General features: G+C 69.4%; 19 protein-coding genes. 13 read left to right on the top strand and 6 right to left on the bottom strand.

Translation table 11 applies throughout. The features are described from left to right. The first annotated feature begins 131 nt into the window (after window positions 1-131). The 4 genes from dnaK (at window position 132) to AB0K11_RS13235 (ending at window position 4,290) form a co-directional block, all read left to right on the top strand. Window positions 132-1,988 (top strand): molecular chaperone DnaK, encoded by a 1,857-nt coding sequence (dnaK, locus tag AB0K11_RS13250; protein ID WP_364977107.1) that lies wholly within the window; start codon window positions 132-134, stop codon window positions 1,986-1,988. Next, entirely contained in the window at window positions 1,985-2,584 is a 600-nt protein-coding gene (grpE, locus tag AB0K11_RS13245; RefSeq protein WP_364977105.1) for a nucleotide exchange factor GrpE, read from the top strand. Before dnaK ends, grpE begins: the two co-directional genes overlap by 4 nt. Before the next feature lie 162 nt (window positions 2,585-2,746). After that, window positions 2,747-3,916, top strand: coding sequence for a molecular chaperone DnaJ (gene dnaJ, locus AB0K11_RS13240; protein ID WP_364977103.1), 1,170 nt, complete (start codon window positions 2,747-2,749; stop codon window positions 3,914-3,916). Beyond that, window positions 3,916-4,290 carry a helix-turn-helix domain-containing protein gene (locus tag AB0K11_RS13235; RefSeq protein ID WP_364977101.1) on the top strand — a complete coding sequence of 125 codons (375 nt, stop codon included), beginning with the start codon at window positions 3,916-3,918 and terminating at the stop codon, window positions 4,288-4,290. Before dnaJ ends, AB0K11_RS13235 begins: the two co-directional genes overlap by 1 nt. On the opposite strand, the gene AB0K11_RS13230 is transcribed toward AB0K11_RS13235, so the two are convergent. Genes AB0K11_RS13230 through AB0K11_RS13220 form a run of 3 tightly spaced genes read right to left on the bottom strand, consistent with a single transcriptional unit; the run spans window position 4,287 to window position 7,403 of the window. Continuing rightward, the gene (locus AB0K11_RS13230) at window positions 4,287-5,201 is read right to left on the bottom strand and encodes an aldose 1-epimerase (protein WP_364977099.1); all 915 of its coding nucleotides are present in this window, start codon (window positions 5,199-5,201) and stop codon (window positions 4,287-4,289) included. The genes AB0K11_RS13235 and AB0K11_RS13230 overlap by 4 nt on opposite strands. A gap of 22 nt (window positions 5,202-5,223) precedes the next feature. After that, window positions 5,224-6,390, bottom strand: coding sequence for an FAD-binding oxidoreductase (locus tag AB0K11_RS13225; RefSeq protein WP_364977097.1), 1,167 nt, complete (start codon window positions 6,388-6,390; stop codon window positions 5,224-5,226). 11 nt (window positions 6,391-6,401) lie between these two features. Then, window positions 6,402-7,403, bottom strand: coding sequence for an ABC transporter permease (locus AB0K11_RS13220; RefSeq protein ID WP_364977095.1), 1,002 nt, complete (start codon window positions 7,401-7,403; stop codon window positions 6,402-6,404). Window positions 7,404-7,498: 95 nt separating this feature from the next. On the opposite strand from AB0K11_RS13220, the gene AB0K11_RS13215 reads away from it, so the two are divergent. The 5 genes from AB0K11_RS13215 (at window position 7,499) to AB0K11_RS13195 (ending at window position 12,830) form a co-directional block, all read left to right on the top strand. Next, window positions 7,499-8,128, top strand: a complete 630-nt coding sequence (locus tag AB0K11_RS13215) for a TetR family transcriptional regulator (protein WP_364977093.1) — start codon at window positions 7,499-7,501, stop codon at window positions 8,126-8,128. 127 nt (window positions 8,129-8,255) lie between these two features. Then, window positions 8,256-9,227 (top strand): antibiotic biosynthesis monooxygenase, encoded by a 972-nt coding sequence (locus tag AB0K11_RS13210; RefSeq protein ID WP_364977092.1) that lies wholly within the window; start codon window positions 8,256-8,258, stop codon window positions 9,225-9,227. Between the two features lie 10 nt (window positions 9,228-9,237). Next, window positions 9,238-10,506, top strand: a complete 1,269-nt coding sequence (locus AB0K11_RS13205) for a multidrug effflux MFS transporter (RefSeq protein ID WP_364977091.1) — start codon at window positions 9,238-9,240, stop codon at window positions 10,504-10,506. Further along, window positions 10,496-11,893, top strand: coding sequence for an amidohydrolase family protein (locus AB0K11_RS13200; RefSeq protein ID WP_364977089.1), 1,398 nt, complete (start codon window positions 10,496-10,498; stop codon window positions 11,891-11,893). Before AB0K11_RS13205 ends, AB0K11_RS13200 begins: the two co-directional genes overlap by 11 nt. Before the next feature lie 13 nt (window positions 11,894-11,906). After that, a complete protein-coding gene (locus tag AB0K11_RS13195) occupies window positions 11,907-12,830 on the top strand; it encodes an antibiotic biosynthesis monooxygenase (RefSeq protein ID WP_364977087.1) in 924 nt (307 codons plus the stop codon). 7 nt (window positions 12,831-12,837) lie between these two features. On the opposite strand, the gene AB0K11_RS13190 is transcribed toward AB0K11_RS13195, so the two are convergent. Genes AB0K11_RS13190 through AB0K11_RS13180 form a run of 3 tightly spaced genes read right to left on the bottom strand, consistent with a single transcriptional unit; the run spans window position 12,838 to window position 14,874 of the window. Then, entirely contained in the window at window positions 12,838-13,506 is a 669-nt protein-coding gene (locus AB0K11_RS13190; RefSeq protein WP_364977085.1) for a GAP family protein, read from the bottom strand. A 54-nt stretch (window positions 13,507-13,560) separates the two neighbouring features. Further along, the gene (locus AB0K11_RS13185; RefSeq protein ID WP_364977083.1) at window positions 13,561-14,217 is read right to left on the bottom strand and encodes an enoyl-CoA hydratase-related protein; all 657 of its coding nucleotides are present in this window, start codon (window positions 14,215-14,217) and stop codon (window positions 13,561-13,563) included. Between the two features lie 36 nt (window positions 14,218-14,253). Beyond that, window positions 14,254-14,874, bottom strand: coding sequence for a helix-turn-helix domain-containing protein (locus tag AB0K11_RS13180; protein ID WP_364977081.1), 621 nt, complete (start codon window positions 14,872-14,874; stop codon window positions 14,254-14,256). Between the two features lie 105 nt (window positions 14,875-14,979). Between AB0K11_RS13180 and AB0K11_RS13175 the strand changes: the two genes are divergently transcribed. The 4 genes from AB0K11_RS13175 (at window position 14,980) to AB0K11_RS13160 (ending at window position 20,195) form a co-directional block, all read left to right on the top strand. Further along, on the top strand, window positions 14,980-15,333 hold the full coding sequence (locus AB0K11_RS13175) for a VOC family protein (RefSeq protein ID WP_364977079.1): 354 nt from the start codon (window positions 14,980-14,982) through the stop codon (window positions 15,331-15,333). 429 nt (window positions 15,334-15,762) lie between these two features. Further along, entirely contained in the window at window positions 15,763-18,309 is a 2,547-nt protein-coding gene (gene clpB, locus AB0K11_RS13170) for an ATP-dependent chaperone ClpB (RefSeq protein ID WP_364977077.1), read from the top strand. A gap of 177 nt (window positions 18,310-18,486) precedes the next feature. Next, complete coding sequence (ttfA, locus tag AB0K11_RS13165; RefSeq protein WP_364977075.1) at window positions 18,487-19,371, top strand: trehalose monomycolate transport factor TtfA; 885 nt, start codon at window positions 18,487-18,489, stop codon at window positions 19,369-19,371. Window positions 19,372-19,418: 47 nt separating this feature from the next. Continuing rightward, complete coding sequence (locus AB0K11_RS13160; RefSeq protein ID WP_364977073.1) at window positions 19,419-20,195, top strand: SDR family oxidoreductase; 777 nt, start codon at window positions 19,419-19,421, stop codon at window positions 20,193-20,195.

Here is a 20,195-nt window from a genome sequence, read left to right as displayed (position 1 = left end):
GCGGCCCCGTTGAGGCTTTCGAACAAGTTGAGTGAATCAGGCTCAAGTCTGGGTTGACACGAAGCGGTCAGCGGTTGCAGTCTTGAGTGCGGTCCGCTCAGACCCTACGTATCTAATCAGGAGGCAACACCATGGCTCGTGCGGTCGGAATCGACCTCGGGACCACCAACTCCGTGGTCGCGGTGCTCGAGGGCGGCGATCCCGTCGTCGTCGCGAACTCGGAGGGCTCGCGCACCACACCGTCGGTCGTCGCATTCGCCCGCAACGGCGAGGTGCTGGTCGGCCAGCCCGCCAAGAACCAGGCGGTCACCAACGTCGACCGGACCATCCGTTCGGTCAAGCGCGAGATCGGCACGGAATGGTCCGTGGAGATCGACGGCAAGAACTACACGCCCCAGGAGATCAGCGCGCGCATCCTGCAGAAGCTCAAGCGCGACGCCGAGAGCTACCTGGGTGAGGACATCACCGACGCGGTCATCACCGTGCCGGCGTACTTCAATGACGCCCAGCGGCAGGCCACCAAGGAGGCCGGCCAGATCGCCGGCCTGAACGTGCTGCGCATCGTCAACGAGCCCACCGCGGCCGCACTGGCCTACGGCCTGGACAAGGGCGAGAAGGAACAGACCATCCTGGTCTTCGACCTCGGCGGTGGCACGTTCGACGTGTCCCTGCTGGAGATCGGCGAAGGCGTCGTCGAGGTGCGTGCCACCTCAGGTGACAACCACCTCGGTGGCGACGACTGGGACGACCGGATCGTCGAGTGGCTCGTCGACAAGTTCAAGGCTTCTGCGGGCATCGACCTGACCAAGGACAAGATGGCCATGCAGCGGCTGCGTGAGGCCGCGGAAAAGGCCAAGATCGAACTCAGCTCGAGCCAGAGCACGTCGATCAACCTGCCCTACATCACCGTCGACGCCGACAAGAACCCGCTGTTCCTCGACGAGCAGCTCAGCCGGGCCGAGTTCCAGCGCATCACCCAGGATCTGCTGGACCGCACCCGCAAGCCGTTCCAGCAGGTGATCAAGGATGCCGGCATCTCGGTGTCCGACATCGACCACGTGGTGCTGGTCGGCGGCTCCACCCGGATGCCCGCGGTCTCCGAGCTCGTCAAGGAGATGACCGGTGGGCAGGAGCCCAACAAGGGCGTCAACCCCGACGAGGTCGTCGCGGTCGGCGCGGCCCTGCAGGCCGGTGTGCTCAAGGGTGAGGTGAAGGACGTCCTGCTGCTCGACGTCACCCCGCTGAGCCTCGGCATCGAGACCAAGGGCGGCGTGATGACCAAGCTCATCGAGCGCAACACCACGATCCCGACCAAGCGGTCGGAGACGTTCACCACCGCCGACGACAACCAGCCGTCGGTGCAGATCCAGGTGTTCCAGGGTGAGCGCGAGATCGCCTCGCACAACAAGCTGCTCGGCAGCTTCGAGCTGACCGGTATCCCGCCGGCTCCGCGCGGCGTGCCCCAGATCGAGGTGACGTTCGACATCGACGCCAACGGCATCGTGCACGTCACCGCGAAGGACAAGGGCACCGGCAAGGAGAACACGATCCGCATCCAGGAGGGCTCCGGCCTGTCCAAGGAGGAGATCGACCGGATGATCAAGGACGCCGAGGCACACGCCGAGGAGGACCGCCAGCGCCGCGAGGAGGCCGACGTCCGCAACCAGGCCGAGTCGCTGGTCTACCAGACGGAGAAGTTCGTCAAGGAGCAGCGCGAGGCCGAAGGTGGCTCGAAGGTCCCCGAGGACACGCTGACCAAGGTGGACTCCGCAGTGGCCGACGCGAAGTCGGCGCTGGCCGGCACCGACATCTCGGCGATCAAGGCCGCGATGGAGAAGCTGGGCGAGGAGAGCCAGGCGCTGGGCCAGGCCATCTACGAGGCCACCCAGGCCGAGCAGACCGCGGGCGGCGCTGCGGGCGGCGCCACCAACAGCGATGACGACGTCGTCGATGCCGAGGTCGTCGAGGATGACCGGGAGAACAAGTGAGTGAGAACGATCCGCACGAGCCGGTGACCATCACCGACAAACGGCGCATCGATCCCGACACCGGTGAGGTACGCGAGGCGCCGGCTCCCAATGAGCCGGCGCCCGCCGCCGGCGCCCCCGAGTCGGACTCCGACGAGGTCGCCGAACTCAAGGGCACCCTGCAACGGGTGAAGGCCGAGTACGACAACTACCGCAAGCGGACGCTGCGCGATCAGCAGCTCATCGCCGAGCGGGCCAAGGTCGCGGCCGTCACCCAGCTGCTGCCCGTGCTCGACGACCTCGACCGGGCGCGCAGCCACGGAGATCTGGAGTCCGGTCCGTTGAAGTCGGTCGCCGACAAGCTGGCGACCGCGCTGGAAGGACTGGGGCTCTCCGGATTCGGCGAAGAGGGCGATCCGTTCGACCCGGCGCTGCACGAGGCCGTGCAGCACGAGGGCGAAGGCACGCACCCGATCGTCGGCACCGTGATGCGACGTGGTTACCGGGTGGGCGAACAGGTGGTGCGCCACGCGCTCGTCGGCGTGGTGGACACGGTGCCCGAGGCACCCGCCGGCGGTGCCGGTGAGCAGGCCGGCCCCGCCCAGGACGCGGAATGAGCACCGGCGGTCGGGGGTCGATGGGCTCCCGGCCGCCGCTCTTCCGGCGGGCAGGAGCGACGACACCTGCGGCACGTCGGCCCGGAAACCCGGCCGGCGGGCCCGCCAGGCAGCACAATCGAACAACACCCGACTTCAGAAAGGTGAGGGGGTGACGCGGTAATGGCCCAACGAGAATGGGTCGAGAAGGACTTCTATAAGGAGCTGGGCGTCTCCTCTGACGCCAGCGCCGACGACATCAAGCGTGCCTACCGCAAGCTGGCCCGCGACCTGCACCCCGACACCAACCCCGATCCGGCCGCCTCTGAGCGGTTCAAGGCGGTGTCGGAGGCCCACAGCGTGCTGTCGGATACGGCCAAGCGCAAGGAGTACGACGAGACCCGAAGGCTGTTCGCCGGAGGCGGTTTCGGACGCGGCGGCCGGTACAGCGGCAGCACGTTCGGCACCGGCGGTGACGGTGCAGAGTTCAACCTGAACGACCTCTTCGACGCGGCAGGTCAGACCGGCGGCGCCAACATCGGCGACCTGTTCGGCGGGCTGTTCGGCCGGGGCGCCGCCCAGCCACGGCCGACCCGGCCGCGGCGCGGCAACGACCTCGAGACCGAGGCCGAACTGTCGTTCCTGGAGGCCACCAAGGGCGTGGCGATGCCGCTGCGGCTGACCAGCCAGGCGCCGTGCACGAATTGTCATGGCAGCGGCGCCCGTCCGGGCACTAGCCCCAAGGTGTGCCCGAACTGCAACGGCTCGGGTGTGGTGAACCGCAACCAGGGGGCGTTCGGCTTCTCCGAGCCGTGCACCGAGTGCAAGGGCAGCGGCTCGATCATCGAGCACCCCTGCGGTGAGTGCAGTGGCTCCGGCGTGACGACCCGCACCCGCACCATCAACGTCCGGATCCCACCGGGTGTCGAGGACGGTCAGCGCATCCGGCTGGCCGGCCAGGGCGAGGCCGGGCTGCGCGGGGCACCGTCGGGTGACCTGTACGTGACCGTGCATGTCCGCCCGGACAAGGTGTTCGGCCGCGACGGTGACGACCTGACCGTGTCGGTGCCGGTGAGCTTCCATGAACTCGCGCTCGGCACAACACTTTCGGTGCCGACCCTGGAAGGAAAGGTCGGCGTGCGGGTGCCTCGCGGCACCTCCGACGGCCGCATCCTGCGGGTGCGCGGACGCGGCGTGCCGAAGCGGTCGGGTGGCCACGGCGACCTGCTGGTCACGGTGAAGGTCGCGGTGCCGCCGAATCTCGAGGGCGAGGCTGCCGAGGCACTGGAGGCGTACGCGAAAGCCGAGCGCGCCAGCGGATTCGACCCGCGGGCGGGATGGGCGGGTGCGTGATGCCCAAGCGTGCCGACGACGCTCGCACGTTCCTGATCTCGGTGGCCGCCGAACTGGCCGGCATGCACGCGCAGACGCTCCGCACGTACGATCGGCTCGGTCTGGTCAGTCCGCAGCGCAGTTCCGGTGGGGGACGGCGGTATTCGCAGCGCGACGTCGACCTGCTGCGTGAGGTGCAGCGACTGTCCCAGGACGAGGGCGTCAACCTGGCCGGGATCAAGCGCATCATCGAGCTGACCAATCAGGTGGAGGCGCTGCAGTCTCGGCTCAAGGAGATGGCCGCCGAGATCGACGAACTGCGCGCCGGTCAGCGGCGCGATGTCGCGGTGTCGTCGAAGGCGCTGGTGGTCTGGCAGCCGCGCCACAAGCGCTAGCCGATGGCGATGGTGAACGTGGCGGTGTCCCCGGAATGGGGCCCGTCGCCGGGCTCCGCCGTCCTGTAGCCGCCGCGTCGCAGTGCGTCGGTCGGCGCGGTCATCGGCTCGATGCCGACCACGGCGTCGCTGCCCGGCGCGAAGAGCTGGGCGGCGGGGTACCCGCGCACGTAGGTGACCTCGATCCGCCGGTCGCCGCCGGACAGCGCGAACACCGCGCCCTCGGGCACCTGGTCGAATCCGTCGTCGAGTTCGCGGCGGCCGAGCGGCTCCGATTCGGCCGCCCACTCGGCGTGCTCCCCGGTCGGAATGCCGCGGTCGTCGGTGGGCAGCCGCCGCATGGCCGGGGTCTGCAGCTCCCACTCCTCACGCGGCACACCGGGCACCGTGAGGTAAGGGTGGTAGCCGTAGCACAGCGGCACCGGGGTGTCGGTGGACGCCGTCACGGTGGTGGCCACGGTGAGCCTGCGGTCCTCCAGTGCCACAGTCATGGTCAGCACGTGCGGGAACGGGAACGACTCCATCAGCCGCGGCGTCGCGCCCCAGTCGAGGCTCGCGACCAGCCGGTGGCCGTTCTGTTCGACGACGTCCCAGCCGGGATCGGCGGCCAGCACGCCGTGGATGGGCGTGCCGTGTTCGTCGGTGCGCACCCCCGCTTCGCCGGGGGTCAGGGTGACCTGCACGCCGTCGACGTCGTAGGTGTTGGCGCCCAACCGGTTCGCCCACGGGTACAGGATCGGGATGCCCATCGTCTTGCCCGCGTCGATGTAGGCCTCGACCCCGCGGCGCTGGCCGAGGAACTCTTCACCGTCGTCGGCCAGGGACGTGCAGATCATGCCGGCTGACGGGACGTAGGTGGCGGTCAGCGAGGACGACGGATCGCGCAGGGTGACGGGAGTGTGGTCAGGCATCGTCCGAGTCTTTCACGGACGGTCAGCTCGCGAGCGGGTCGTGTTGGATCCGTTCGGCCGGTGCGCCTTTGGCGATCAGCGCCGATTTGGTCGCCTCGATCATCCGCGGACCCCCGCAGACCAGGATCTGCCGGTCGCCCCAGTTGCCGTAGCGGGTCACCACGTCCGGCAGCAGGCCCGTCTGCCGGACGTGCAGGCCACGTGGGGGTCGCACGTCGGGGAAGTCGGCCGCCCACGGCGGATCGGTGCTGAACTCCGACACCGGCGTCACCGAGAGCCACGGGTTCGTCGACGCGACCTGCCACAGCGTGTTCAGATCGTAGAGGTCGCAGGGGAACCGGGCGCCGAAGAACAGGTGCACCCGCGGGTTGTCGCCGAACCGGGTCATGTCCATGATCAGGGTCCGTAGCGGCGCCAGCCCGGTGCTGCCCGCGACCATCAGCACGTCACCGCCCGCCCGGTCCACATGCAGGCCGCCGTGCGGACTGGACAACCGCCACCGGTCGCCTTGTTGCGTCTCGCCGATGATGGCGGTGCTCACCATGCCGCCGGGCACCGACCGGATGTGGAACTCGATCGCCCCGCCGCGGTCCGCGGGGATGGACGGGCTCAGGTAGCGCCAGCGCCGGGGCCATTGCGGCACTTGGACGGTCACGTACTGGCCGGGGTGGTAGAACAGCGGCTGGTCGAGCTGCAGCCGTACCACCGACACGTCCCGGCAGGCGCGGATGTGTTCGATCACCGTGCCGTCGCGGTAGGCCGGCGCCGCCTCGGCGTCCGCGGCGCCGCGCATCACGCCGGTGACCAGCGTGACCGCGTCGTGGGTGGCCTCGGCGAGCCGGTCGTCCCACTGGTCACTGAGCCGGTCGCGCAGCGCGGTGGACAGCGCGTGCGCCATCGAGTCGTAATGCGCCTGGGTGACACCGTATTTGCGGTGGTCACGACCGAGCTGAGCGAGGAACGCCACCGGCTCCTCGGCGCGCTGGGCGATCAGTTCCCCGAACAGCCAGGTCATCGCCTCGGCGAAGACCCTGCGCTGCTGCTCCATGTCCGGGGGGAACAGGTCGCGTGCCGAGAGGTCGATGGCGAACCAGTGCGTGTAGAACCGGCGGATCGTGTCCTCGGAGCCGAGGGCGGGGTCGACGGCATCGCGCAGCAGCATCAGCGCGTCACGGTCGTCGAGTCCCACGCCGTTCGAGTCTAAGTGACCCTGTTGCGGCGCATCGCGGCGATGACCACCAGCGTCGCCCCGAAGACGGCCCAGCAGGTCAGGACGGCGATCGCGGTGCCGGCGCCGTGGCCCGAGAAGAATGCCGTGGACCGCAGCAGCGTGGCGGTGGCCCCCTGCGGCAGCAGCTGGCCCAGCTCACCCCAGGGCCTGGGCAGTAGTTCCGGCGCGGCGGCCAGGCCCGACAGCGGGTTGCCGAGCAGCACGGCCACCAGGGCGCCGGCGATCAGGCCGGGCCTGCCGAACAGCGATCCGAGGCCGAGCAGCAGCAGCCCGGAAGCCAGCACGCCGAGCGTGAGTCCGGCGGCCACGCCCCAGAGGTTCTGGTCGATCGAGCCGAAGGCGTAACGCAGCAGGGCGGCGACGGTGAGGCCGGCCACCGGCGCGTACAGGACGACGGCCGCCAGACGCGTCCACACCTCGCGGCGCAGCACGAGCACCAGCGCGATCGCCGGCAGCATGCCGGCCAGGGTGATGGGTAGCGCCGAGGCCGGCAGCCCGACGCCGCGGGGGTCGTCGGTGGTGGGTGGGGCGAGGTCCTCGGTCTGCAGGGGCGCACCGGTCTGCTGGGCGAGGCCGTTGCCGAGCTGGGTCAGCATCTGCGCGACGGCCGGGCCTGCGCCGGTGGCGATGAGCAGGCGCGGGCCGTCGGGTCCGAGGGCGATGCCGCCGTACACGTCGCGGTGCAGGATCGCGTCCCGCAGCGCGGTCTCGCCGGGGAAGTAGGTCACCGCGAAGGCGCCGGGCGCCTGGCGGTCGAGTCGTTCGGTGAGCTGTCCGTTGGCGGCCTGCGGGCCGGCGATGCCGATCGGGACGTCGTGCGGGGCCGACTTGGTGGCGGGCAGCGCGAAGGCGATCGCGATGGTGGCCAGCACGACCGTGAGGACGGCGAGGATCCCGGCGGCGCGCATCGCGGCCGGCGGTTCGTGGGTGGGCACCGCGTGCTGGGCGTGCGGTGCGGAAGTCGTCGCCATGACCGCTCCTTTTCATTGAGTGTTGAATTCGATGCGTGGAGCGTATCGCTGCGCGGGCAAGTTTTCAACGGCTATTGAAATGATATCGTCGTCGAATGGCTCCACCAGCGAAGACGGTGCGCCGCCGAGGCCGGCGGCAGGGTGAGCCGGTGTCGCGGGACGCTGTGCTGGCCGCGGCCAAGAAGCGGTTCGCCAGCGAGGGGTATGAGCGCACCACGTTGCGTGCGATCGCCGACGACGCCCACGTGGACCCGTCGATGGTGCTGTACCTGTTCGGCTCGAAACTCGACCTGTTCCGCGAGTCGCTGCGCCTCATCCTCGAGCCGCAGATGCTCGTCGACGCGCTGGCCGACGGCGACGGCGACGTCGGCACCCGGATGGTGCGGGCGTATCTGCGGATCTGGGAGTCGCCCGACACCGGGCCGAGCATGGTGACGATGCTGCAGTCGGCGACGTCGAACACCGACGCACACGAGGCGTTCCGCAGCTTCATGCAGAACTACGTGCTGACCGCCGTGGCCGGCGTGCTCGGCGGCGACGAATCGGCCCGGCTGCGTGCGATGCTCGCCGCGACCACACTGGTCGGCACCGCGATGCTGCGCTACGTCATGAAGATCCCGCCGCTGGCCACGTTGACCGGCGACCAGCTCGTCGGTCTGCTCGCACCCACCGTGACGCGTTACCTCACCGCCGACGCCGACGTCCTCGGGCTGCCATCGGCGTGATCAGCCGTCCGGGTCCCCGCGAACTGCCCGAATGCACCGTGATTCGGCACGCTCTGGGCAGGCCCGCGGGATAACGTTCTGCGACGAGCCGGGTTCGACGGCTGTGCACATTCTGTGGGGGTCGCCGATGAGTCGCGCTGCGGTGGATTCAAAAGGCGGCGTGGCCACGCTGATCATCGGTCAGCGGGTGCGTGTCGGTCACGACGAGGAGTACCGGCGGTGGCAACAGGACGTCAACGCCGCGGCCGCGCGGTTCCCCGGGTACCGGGGATCGGACCTGCGGCCGCCCACCGAGATCCAGCAGGACTGGCTGGCCGTGTACCAGTTCGACTCGGTCAGCCACGTCCAGAACTGGCTGAACAGCGCCAGGCGGCTCGATCTGCTCGACGAGGCCACCGCATGGTTCGACGGCCCCGGCACCGCGCAGGTGATCGCGGAGGGCAGCAGGGAACCCGACACGCTTGTCACCGTCGTCGTCACCCACCGGGTCGCCGAGGACAAGACCGACGACTTCCTGGCATGGCAGCGCCGGGTCGACGAGGCGGAGAGCGCGTTCCCGGGATACCGCGGCTCGGAGGTGTTCCGGCCGGTCGAGGGTGTGCAGGACTCGTGGACGATCTCGTACCGCTTCGACACCGCCGGGCACCTCGACGCCTGGCTGACATCCGACCAGCGCAGGCGCCTGCTCGATGAGGCGGAAGACTTCAGCGACTACACGCTGAGCACGATCGACCACTCGTTCGGCAGCTGGTTCTCGTTCGGCGACAAGGCCGAACCGCCGCCCTCGGACTTCAAGACGTCGATCGCGGTATGGGTGGGCCTGTATCCGACGGTGGTGTTCCTCACCCTGCTCATCGCGCCGGTGGGTATGCCGCTGTGGCTGGAGATGCTCATCGGAAACCTGGTATCCAGCTTCGTCATGAGCTACTTCACCATGCCCCGGTACGTGAATCCGCTGCTCGGCTGGTGGCTCTCGCCGCGGCGGGGGGCGCGCCAACCGGCGACCGACCTGCGCGGTCTGCTGGTGGTTCTCCTCGTCAACGCCGCCTGGATGCTGGTCTTCTACCTGATCACCGTGCAGTTCTGGTCCCTGCCGTGAGGCCGGTCCGGTGACGGCGGGGGGTGTGGCGGCGCCGCCGCGGCACCTCCTCGCGGTGCTGCTGTGCGTGGTGCCGCTGAGTCAGATCCCGTTGGACATCTACACACCGGCGCTTCCCGAAATGGTCGTCGACCTGCAGTCCACGTCGACGGCCATGCAGAACACCGTCACCGCCTACATGCTGGGCCTGTCGCTGGGGTTCATCCCGGTCGGGGTGCTCGCCGACGCGTGGGGCCGGAGGCGGGTGCTGCTGGTGTGCCTCGGCTTGGTGATCGTGGCCAGCCTGCTGTGCGCGAGTGCGGGCAGCGTGCCGGTCCTGCTCGCCGGGCGATTCCTGCAGGGCCTGGCGGCATGTGCCTGCATGGTGCTGAGCTACGCCGTCGCCGCCGATTGCTTCCGGGGCGCCAAGCTGACATCGGTGTCCGGAGTGCTCGGCGCCGCTTGGGGTCTGGCGCCGGTGCTGGCCCCGGCCGTCGGCGGTGTGCTCGTCCAGTTCATGTCGTGGCGGGCGATCTTCGTGTTGATCGCGGTGATGGTCGCGCTCGTCGGCATCCTCGTCGCATTCGCGCTGCCCGAGACACTCGCACCGGAGAAGCGCACGCCGGTCGCCGTGGGCGCGACGTGGCAGACGGCCACCGCCACCCTGGGTCATCCGCTGTTCCTGTGCTTCGTGCTGGTGTTCGGCTTGATGGCCGCGGCCCAGTTGACGTTCGGCGTGGCCGGGCCGTTCCTCTACCAGGACGGGTTGGGCTTCGCGCCCGCTGCCTACGGCGCGGTGGCCCTCGCCGTCGGAATGGCCAACCTCGCAGGTGAATTGGGCTGCGGGTACTTCGCGCTGCGGACCACCACACGCCGGCTGGCGTTCGCCGCACTCGCAGTGTTCGGTGCCGGGGCCGCGGTGCTCGTCGTTTCGGCGGCAATGATCGGCATGAACGCGTGGGCGCTGACCATCGGGGCCGCTCTGGCGCTGGCCGGCTGCGGGGTGTTGTGCCCGCAGGCGTACGGCCTGGCGCTGGGTCTGTTCACCCGCAACATCGGTCTCGTCGGCGGGATCGCCACCACGGTGTCCTATCTCGTCGTCAGTGGTGCGATGGCATTGGTGGGCGTGCTACCCGAGAATTCCCAGGCGACCCTGGGCTGGCTGTACGTCGGCTGCGGCGCGGCCGCCCTGGCTCTGCTCGGCTGGGCGACATCCAGCCGGCGGGAGGTGGCGAAGCGACCGTCACCCGACCCGCGACCATCTCCAGAAGGATCGACGAAGGATGCTCATGACCACTGATGTCCACTACGGCCACATCTTCCATCTGACGGGCCGCCCGACGGTGACCGAGGCGGCCGACGCGCTCGTGTCCGTCCCTGACGGGGCCCTGGTGGTGGGTGATGACGGCAAGGTGCTCTTCGCCGGTGAAAGAGCCGCAGTGCCAGTCGAGTTCGAGTCGGCGACCGTACACGACCAGCGCGGCGGGTACCTGCTGCCGGGGTTCGTCGACACTCACATCCACTTCCCACAGACGTACGCGGGGGACTCCTATGGCGGTGGACAACTGCTGGAGTGGCTGACCAACTGCATCTTTCCCTCCGAGTCCAAGTACGCGGACCCGGAATTCGCACAGGAGGCGGCGCTGGAGTTCACCCGGCGCCGGATCGCGGCGGGCACCACTGCCGCGATGGTGTTCGGCTCGGCCTTCCCGCACGCCCAGGACGCCTTGTTCACCCAGACCCGGAAGGCGGGCCTGCGGATCGTGTCGGGCCGCGGCATCCAGACCCGCGGCCCGGACAGCGCCGAGCTGCTGATCACATCCGAGGAGGACGCGATCCGGCTGACGCGCGAGGAGATCGAGAAGTGGCACGCCGCCGACACCGGCGACGTGGACACCGCGCTGCTGCACGTGGCGATCGTGCCCAGGTTCTCGCTGGCGGTGACCACCGAGACCTTGAAGAACCTCGGCGAGCTGTACGACGAGTTCCGTGACCGCGGTGTCTACGTGCACAGCCACCTCAACGAGAACAACCGCCCCGGCACCGGCGAGGTCGACTCCACCAAGCAGGAGTATCAGGTGGATTCCTACCTCGACACCTACGACGGGAAGTTCCTGCCGGGCTCACAGGTCGGCGGGAAGAGCCTGCTGGGCAGGCGCACCATTCTCGCGCACTGCGTGCACTGCCAGGACGCCGAACTGGCGCGGATGGCCGAGACCGGCACCTCGATCTCGCACTGCCCGGTGTCGCAGCTGTTCCTGGGTTCAGGCACCATGCCGTGGAAACGGACCATCGCCGCCGGCGTGAACGTCGCCGCCGGAACGGATTTCGGCGGAGGAGACGAATGGCTGGTGCCGCGGGTGCTCGGTGATGCGTTCAAGCAGCACATCGGCGAGGACGGCGCGGCCGGCGTTTCACTGCATCCCGCCGAGATGCTGTTCCTCGGCACGCTCGGCGGTGCGCGGGCCCTCGACATGGAGGACAGGTTCGGTAACTTCGACGAGGGCAAGGAGGCCGACTTCGTGGTGGTGCGGCCCGCCGATGCACTGGAAGGATTGCTGCGCAACGCCTTCCGGGCGGACGATACGCGGCTCGCTCGTGACCAGACGCTCTTCGCGCTGCTGATGGGGCTGCGGGAATCGTCGATCGCCGAGGTGTACGTGCAGGGCCGGCGCGTCGTCGCCTAGGTCGCCCGAAACCATGGACCAGGTGACAGCGGTGTCGGTGTTCCACCCGGATGGCGGCGCGCCGTTCGGCGAGTGGGCCCGTTCGCTGACGGCGTGCGCGGCCGACGCCGACGGGTGCGTTTCGACGCGGATCGCCGTGGAGGGAGGGCAGTTCGAGCCCGCCGTCGCCGTCACCTTCGCCGACGAAGCACAGCTGGACCGGTGGCTGGACAGCGCCGCACGGGCCGAGGTGCTGCAGGCGGGCAGGGAGCAGGGTTGGTGGCCGTCGGCGCCGGTGCTCGTGCTGGCCGCCGACTCGCCGCCGCCACCGGGTGTCGCGGCCTTCCGGCACCGGCTCGCCGCGGGCAGACGCGCCGAATTCCTGACCGCGCAGGGCCTACTCACCGATGCGGCGGCCCGATTCAGCGGATACGAGGGGACGTCGCTCTTCCTCGACGACGCGGGCGGCGAATCATTGTCGGTGCTGCGCTTCCGCACCGACCGGCAGCTCGCGGCGTGGACGTCGTCGCCGCAGCGCGTCGCCGACCTACCCGATCTGCGTTCCAGCCTGAGCCGGGACTTCGTGCCGATGACGAGCACCACCCCGCTGGGCACCACCGTGCGCAACGAACACGGACGCATCGTGATGACGCCGAACTGGAAGTCGGCGATGCTCCTGCTGCTGGTGCTCTACCCGACCGTGATGACGCTGTCGCGGTATCTCGGGCCGGTGCTGGACCGGCTCTTCGCGCCGCCGTGGCTGGCGTTGTGGCTGAGCCAGGTAGTCAGCGTGTCGCTGATGCAGTGGTGGTTGATGCCGTGGGTGTCCCGGCCGTTCCGGCGGTGGCTCGACCCGGTCGAGGGCACCGGCTGGCGGAGCAACCTGGCCGGTGCGGCGGCGATCGTGGTGCTCTACGCCGTGACCCTGTTGCTCTTCGAGACGCTGGCCCGACGGTGACCGCCGACTAGATCACGCCGTGAATGCCCTTGTACAGCAGCAGAAGACCGATGATCACGAGGATTCCGGCCACGAGTACGGCATGCCTGCGCTCCATCCAGTCGCCGACCCGGCGCAACGTCGCGTCGAGGCGGTCGGTGAAGAGCGAATACGCCACGATGGGCAGCAGCACCGTCGACCCGGCGACGAGCGCGAAGTAGACGACGGCCGACCACGCGCCTGCGACGCCCAGCCCGCTACTGCCGATCGACATACCCGATGCGGCGCTGATGAAGAACACCTTCGGGTTGACGACCACCAGCGTCAGCGCGGTGACGAATGCGCGGGCGGGCGACAGCGTGGTGAGCGAGGTCATCCACTTAGGAGTGTGCGTCTCGCCGCGCCGAGTCCAGCGGTACACACCGAGCCCGATCAGGACGACGCCCACGACGATCCGCAGCCACGACGCCCACGCCGGCGGCTTGTCGAAGTTGCCGATCAGACCGGACAGCAACAGGAAGGCCGCCGCGAGGGTGAAGATCCCGAGCAGCCAGCCGGCCAGGAAAGACAGGCCGGTGGGCCGCGGTCGCGTGGAGCGCAGTACCAGCACCGCCGGGATGATGGACAGCGGTGAGAGCGCGATCACGAGCGCCAGGGGGATCAGTTCGACCAGTTCCGACACCCAACGCCCGGTCATGGTCTCGAACCTAGCAAGCGAGCACGCCGAATAGGGGGTCGACGGCGCGCGTCGTCAGCCCGGGATTCGCAGCGCTTCGGAGACCGCGGCGTACATGGTCGTCTTGATCGCGCCGAGTGTGCCGGGATCCTTGCCGAGGATCGGTTGCAGCCGTTGCGCCGCGGCCTCGACGATGCCTGCCTCGGGTGCGGTGTCGTCCACCAGGGCCGCGGCCAGGGCTTCGCGGCCGCCGTAGCGGTGCCCGGTGGTCATGGCGGTGACGGCGGTCTGCGGAGGGAGCTTCGCCTGGATGAGCGCGGCCATCCCGGGAGTGAAGGGGATGCGGATGTCCACCTCGGGGAAGCAGAAGTAGCCGCGGTCGTCGCGCATGACGCGGTAGTCGTGGGCGACAGCGAGCATCGAGCCTGCGCCGAACGCGTGGCCGTTCACAGCCGCGACCGTCGGCAGCGGGAAGGTCAGCACGCGGTCGAGGAGTTCCTGCACCCGGCTGACGTACCAGCTCAGCCGGTCGCCGTTCGCGGCCAGCCAGTCGAGGTCGAGGCCGTTCGAGTAGAACTTGCCGATCCCGGTGGTGATCAGCGCCTGCGCCTCGGTCAGGACCTCGTCGAGCTGGGTGTGCACGGTGTCCAGCCAGTCGACGGAGAAGCGGTTCTCGTCGTCGCCGAGGGTCAGCACGGCGATCGCGTCGCGGTATTCGAGTGTCGGGGGCATCGGGGTCGTCCTTTCAGGGTGGTGGAAATCCGTTGGTCAGGCCGCGGCGGGTGGAACGGCCAGCACGGCGCGCACCGCAACGGCGAGGCGTTCGCAGGCGGCGGGGTCGGCGGTGCGGTCGCCGTGCAGCAGCAGTGCGGTCGGCAGTTCGACGACGCAGTCGCGGATGAGGGCGACGGACTGCCTGTCCGCGCGGCCCCACAGGCTGCGCGACAGTCGCACGAAGAGCTCGCCGAGCGCCGTGTCGAGCCGGCGCAGCTGATCGGCGACGCCGTCCGGTATCTCGCCGGACCGGAGGAGTTCGTCGCGCGGAACGGTGAGCAGGAAACGCGCCGAGGTCGGTCTGCGGTCGAAGAACAGCGCCGGGCAGAGCGCCGCCACGACAACGGCCTCCACCGCGCTCGCGTCACCGCCTGCGCCGGAGAGCGCCTGCTCGACGACATCACGTTGAAGCTGCAGAAAGCTCTCCGCGGCACGCACCCACGCCCGGCCGAGCAGGCCGGCCCGTGACCCGAATGCGTGGTACAGCGCCCCGTTGGACACCGACGTCGCCTCCGACAGCGCGCGGATCGTCACCGCGGCGGGCCCCGCGGCGACCGCGAGTTCCTCGGCGGCGTCGAGCACCAGGTCGAGGTCGTGCACGCGGGGCCGAGGCATGGCCGCCACAATAACAGAGCGTGTGCTCTGTAACGCAGCGTGATGAGTCCGGCAGGGTCGAGGGGTCTACACCTAGACGGACGAATACGAGTGAAGGGAGTGCTCATGTCGATCGAGCACGTGCTGGCCGTGGTCCCGGTATCCGACCTGCAGAGCAGCCGGGAGTGGTACGCCACGCTGTTCGGGCGCCCGGCGGACAACGACCCGATGCCCAGCCTCACCGAGTGGCAGGTGCTGCCGGGCGGGTGGGTGCAGGTGTTCGTGGACCCGGAGCGGGCAGGCAAGGGGCAGCTGAACCTGGCCGTCGACGACCTGGAGGCTCACCTCGACGAGGTGCGTGGCCGCGGGATCGAGCCCGGCGAGATCGTCGAGGCGAACAAGGGCGTGCGGTTCTCGCAGATCGCCGATCCGGACGGCAACGTCGTCGGCTTCATCGGGGGCTTCCGGCCCGACTATTGAGTCGCGGCCCATCGTCGCGCCGACGTTCGCAGTCCGTGTCGACATTCAAGTCGCTGATCACCGATTTCGATCGGGAACCGACAGTACGATCGGACGTGCGTCGACACTGCTGCGACGAAGGGGGCCGGTCATCGATGTTGTTGCATCGCAGGGCTTCCCGCTCGGGCAACCGGTCCTGCGGTTCCAGGCGAAGCCCAGGCTGGGTGACATCGCCTGCGAGGTGGTCGGCGGAGACGGAGAGCTGATCGGCCTGATCCGGGCACGGTCCAAAATCCCCGACTACTTCGGCCGTGAGACACGGACGCGGCCCGCCTGCTGATTCCCAGCCGGAAAGTTTCTGGACTTGAGCGGAACAGACTCAACCTTGACGACGTTGAACATGCCGACAAGCATTTTGACCACCTCATAGAGACTGAATCGGAGGTTGTGGTGGATTCGTTCAACCCGACGACCAAGACGCAGGCCGCGCTGACGTCGGCCCTGCAGGCGGCCACCGCCGCAGGAAACCCGCAGATCGCACCCGCGCATCTGCTGATGTCGCTGCTCACGCAGAACGACGGCATCGCCGCCCCGCTGCTCGAGGCCGTCGGCGTCGAACCCGCGACGATCCGCGCCGAGGCGCAGCGGCTCGTCGACCGGCTGCCCCGCGCCAGCGGCGCCAACAGCCAGCCCCAGCTGAGCCGCGAGTCGCTGGCCGCGATCACCGCCGCCCAGCAGCTGGCCACCGAGATGGACGACGAATACGTCTCCACCGAGCACCTGCTGGTCGGCCTGGCCACCGGCGACTCGGACGTCGCCAAGCTGCTGACCGGCGCGGGCGCATCACCGCAGGCCCTGCGCGAGGCGTTCACCAAGGTCCGCGGCAGCGCCCGGGTCACCAGCCCCGACCCCGAGGGCACCTACCAGGCGCTGGAGAAGTACTCCACCGACCTCACCGCCCGCGCGCGGGAAGGCAAGCTCGACCCCGTCATCGGTCGCGACACCGAGATCCGTCGCGTCGTGCAGGTGCTGAGCCGTCGCACCAAGAACAACCCGGTGCTGATCGGCGAGCCGGGCGTCGGCAAGACCGCGATCGTCGAGGGCCTGGCCCAGCGCATCATCGCCGGCGACGTGCCGGAGAGCCTGCGCGACAAGACCGTCGTCTCGCTCGACCTCGGCTCGATGGTCGCCGGCTCGAAGTACCGCGGTGAATTCGAGGAGCGGCTCAAGGCCGTGCTCGACGACATCAAGAACTCGGCCGGGCAGATCATCACGTTCATCGACGAGCTGCACACCATCGTCGGCGCCGGCTCAACCGGCGATTCGTCGATGGATGCGGGCAACATGATCAAGCCGATGCTGGCCCGCGGCGAGCTGCGGCTGGTCGGCGCCACGACGCTCGACGAGTACCGCAAGTACATCGAGAAGGACGCCGCGCTGGAGCGCCGCTTCCAGCAGGTCTACGTCGGCGAGCCGTCGGTCGAGGACACCGTCGGCATCCTGCGTGGCCTCAAGGAGCGCTACGAGGTGCACCACGGCGTGCGTATCACCGACTCGGCTCTCGTCTCCGCTGCCACCCTCTCCGATCGCTACATCACCGCCCGGTTCCTGCCGGACAAGGCCATCGACCTGGTCGACGAGGCCGCGTCGCGGCTGCGGATGGAGATCGACTCCCGGCCCGTCGAGGTCGACGAGGTCGAGCGGCTGGTCCGTCGCCTCGAGATCGAGGAGATGGCGCTGGCCAAGGAGGAGGACGACGCCTCCAAGGACCGGCTGGTGAAGCTGCGGTCCGAACTGGCCGACAAGAAGGAACAGCTCTCCGAGCTGACCACCCGCTGGCAGAACGAGAAGCACGCCATCGACGCGGTCCGCGAGCTCAAGGAGCAGCTGGACGCGCTGCGTCAGGAATCCGAGCGCGCCGAGCGCGACGGTGACCTGGCCAAGGCCGCGGAGCTGCGCTACGGCCGCATCCCTGAAGTCGAGAAGAAGCTCGACGCGGCGGTTCCCCAGGCGGAGGCCCGTGAGGACGTCATGCTCAAGGAGGAGGTCGGCCCCGACGACATCGCCGAGGTGGTGTCCGCGTGGACCGGGATCCCCGCCGGCCGCATGCTCGAGGGCGAGACCGCCAAGCTGCTGCGCATGGAGGACGAGCTGGGCAGGCGCGTCGTCGGCCAGAAGAAGGCCGTGCAGGCCGTCTCCGACGCCGTCCGCCGCAGCCGCGCCGGGGTCGCCGACCCCAACCGGCCGACGGGCTCGTTCATGTTCCTCGGACCGACCGGCGTCGGTAAGACCGAGCTGGCCAAGGCGCTGGCGGAGTTCCTGTTCGACGACGAACGCGCGATGGTCCGCATCGACATGAGCGAGTACGGCGAGAAGCACTCGGTGGCCCGCCTCGTCGGTGCGCCCCCCGGCTACGTCGGCTACGACCAGGGCGGTCAGCTGACCGAGGCGGTGCGGCGGCGGCCGTACACGGTGATCCTGTTCGACGAGATCGAGAAGGCCCACCCGGATGTGTTCGACGTGCTGCTGCAGGTGCTCGACGAGGGCAGGCTGACCGACGGCCAGGGCCGCACGGTCGACTTCCGCAACACCATCCTGATCCTGACGTCCAACCTGGGCGCCGGTGGATCGGAGGAGATGGTGATGGCGGCGGTGCGTTCGGCCTTCAAGCCGGAGTTCATCAACCGCCTGGACGACGTCATCATCTTCGACGGGCTCAACCCCGAAGAGCTGGTCTCGATCGTCGACATCCAGTTGCAGCAGCTGGCCAAGCGGCTGGCGCAGCGCCGCCTCACCCTCGAGGTGTCGCTGCCCGCGAAGAAGTGGCTCGCCCAGCGCGGATTCGATCCGCTCTACGGCGCCCGGCCGCTGCGCAGGTTGATCCAGCAGGCCATCGGCGACCAGTTGGCGAAGCTGCTGCTCGCCGGCGACGTGCACGACGGAGACGTGGTGCCGGTCAACGTGAGCGCCGACGGCGACGGGCTCGTGCTCGGCTGAGCTGATGCGCCGAGACTGCGGTCAGATCGCGAATCCCCGCTCGGGGGCGATCTGGCCGCAGTTTCGCGTTCGGGGTCGATGCTGATGTGACTGGAGGGACGCATGACAGTCGCTGAGACGCGGTTGTGACCAACTTGAGTTCGGGCGAAAGCGGTACCAGCAAGTAGGCTAGGACCAATGGTCCCGCTCTGGTTCACGCTGTCCGCGCTCTGCTTCGTGGGTGCGGCCGTGCTGTTGTACGTCGACATCGACCGTCGACGCGGGCTCGGCCGCCGCCGGAAGTCCTGGGCGAAATCGCACGGTTTCGACTACGAACACGAGTCGGGTGACATCCTCAAGCGCTGGAAGCGCGGGGTGATGTCCACCGTCGGCGACGTCAACGCCCGCAACGTGGTGCTCGGCCAGATCCGCGGCGAGGCCGTCTTCATCTTCGACCTCGAGGACGTCGCGACGGTGATCGCGCTGCACCGCAAGGTCGGCACGAACGTCGTCGTCGACGTGCGCCTCAAGGACATCAAGGAACCGCGCGAGAACGACATCTGGCTGCTCGGCGCGATCGGGCCGCGGATGGTCTACTCCACCAACCTCGACGCCGCCCGGCGCGCCTGCGATCGCCGGATGGTGACGTTCGCCCACACCGCGCCGGACTGCGCCGAGATCATGTGGAACGAGCAGAACTGGACGCTGGTCAGCATGCCGGTCACCAGCACCCGCGCCCAGTGGGACGAGGGCCTGCGGACCGTGCGGCAGTTCAACGACCTGCTGCGTGTGCTGCCGCCCGTACCGCAGCCCGCCGCCAGCCAGCCGGCACCCAGGCGCAGCGGCTCGCCGAGCCGTCCCCTCAAGCCGGCCCCCGCGCCCCGCGCCGAGGTGGCCGCCGGCCGTGCCGACGCGGCGCCCGGCCGCGCCGACGTCACCCGCTACCCCCAGCGGCCCGAAGCCGCACGCGCCGAAGGCCCCCCGGCCGGCCGCGCCGGCGGTCCGTCCCCGATGCGTGCCGAGCCGTCGCGCCGTCCGCCGCAGGCCCGCAACGCCAGGCAGTCGCCGCACTACCAGCGTTGACCTTCCGCGGTTGTCGGGCGGCACACGCCGCCAAGTAACCTGTCGGCATGGCCCGCCCCGTCGCACTGATCACCGGACAGACGTCCGGACTGGGTGCGGGGTTCGCCCGCCGCTACGCCGTCGACGGCTATGACCTCGTGCTCGTCGCCCGTGACGCGGGCCGTCTGGAGCAACTCGCATCGGAACTGCGAGCCGAGGCGGGCGCCACCGTCGAGGTGATCCCCGCCGATCTCGCCGTCGCCGGCGACCGTGCCAAGGTCGCCGACCGGCTCGCCGCCGGGGTCCAGGTGCTGGTCAACAACGCCGGATTCGGCACCGCGGGCGAGTTCTGGACCGCCGACCTCGCGCTGCTGCAGTCCCAGCTCGACGTCAACGTCACCGCGGTGATGCAGCTGACGCACGCAGCACTACCGCCCATGCTCGCCGACGGGCGCGGCACCGTGATCAACGTCGCCAGCGTCGCGGGGCTGCTGCCCGGCCGCGGGTCGACGTACTCCGCGTCCAAGGCCTGGGTGATCGCGTTCAGCGAGGGACTGGCCAACGGGCTCGGCGGCACCGGCGTCGGCGTGCACGCACTGTGTCCTGGCTTCGTGCGCACCGAGTTCCACGCCCGCGCGGGCATCGAGATGGCGGGCACTCCGTCGTTCCTGTGGCTCGAGGTCGACGACGTGGTGCGGGACTGCCTGGCCGGCGTCGCCAAGGACAAGGTCGTCATCGTGCCCGGCGTGCAGTACAAGGCCCTCACCACCGGTGGCCGGGTCGTCCCGCGAAACCTGGTGCGCGCCATGACCAAAGTGGTGGGCAAGGGCCGTGGCAGGACCTGA

The sequence above is a fragment of the Mycobacterium sp. NPDC050551 genome (genome assembly GCF_040674075.1).
Lineage (GTDB): Bacteria > Actinomycetota > Actinomycetes > Mycobacteriales > Mycobacteriaceae > Mycobacterium.
The sequence above is the reverse complement of the archived record's forward strand: the minus strand, read 5'-3'. Positions and strand labels throughout refer to the sequence as shown.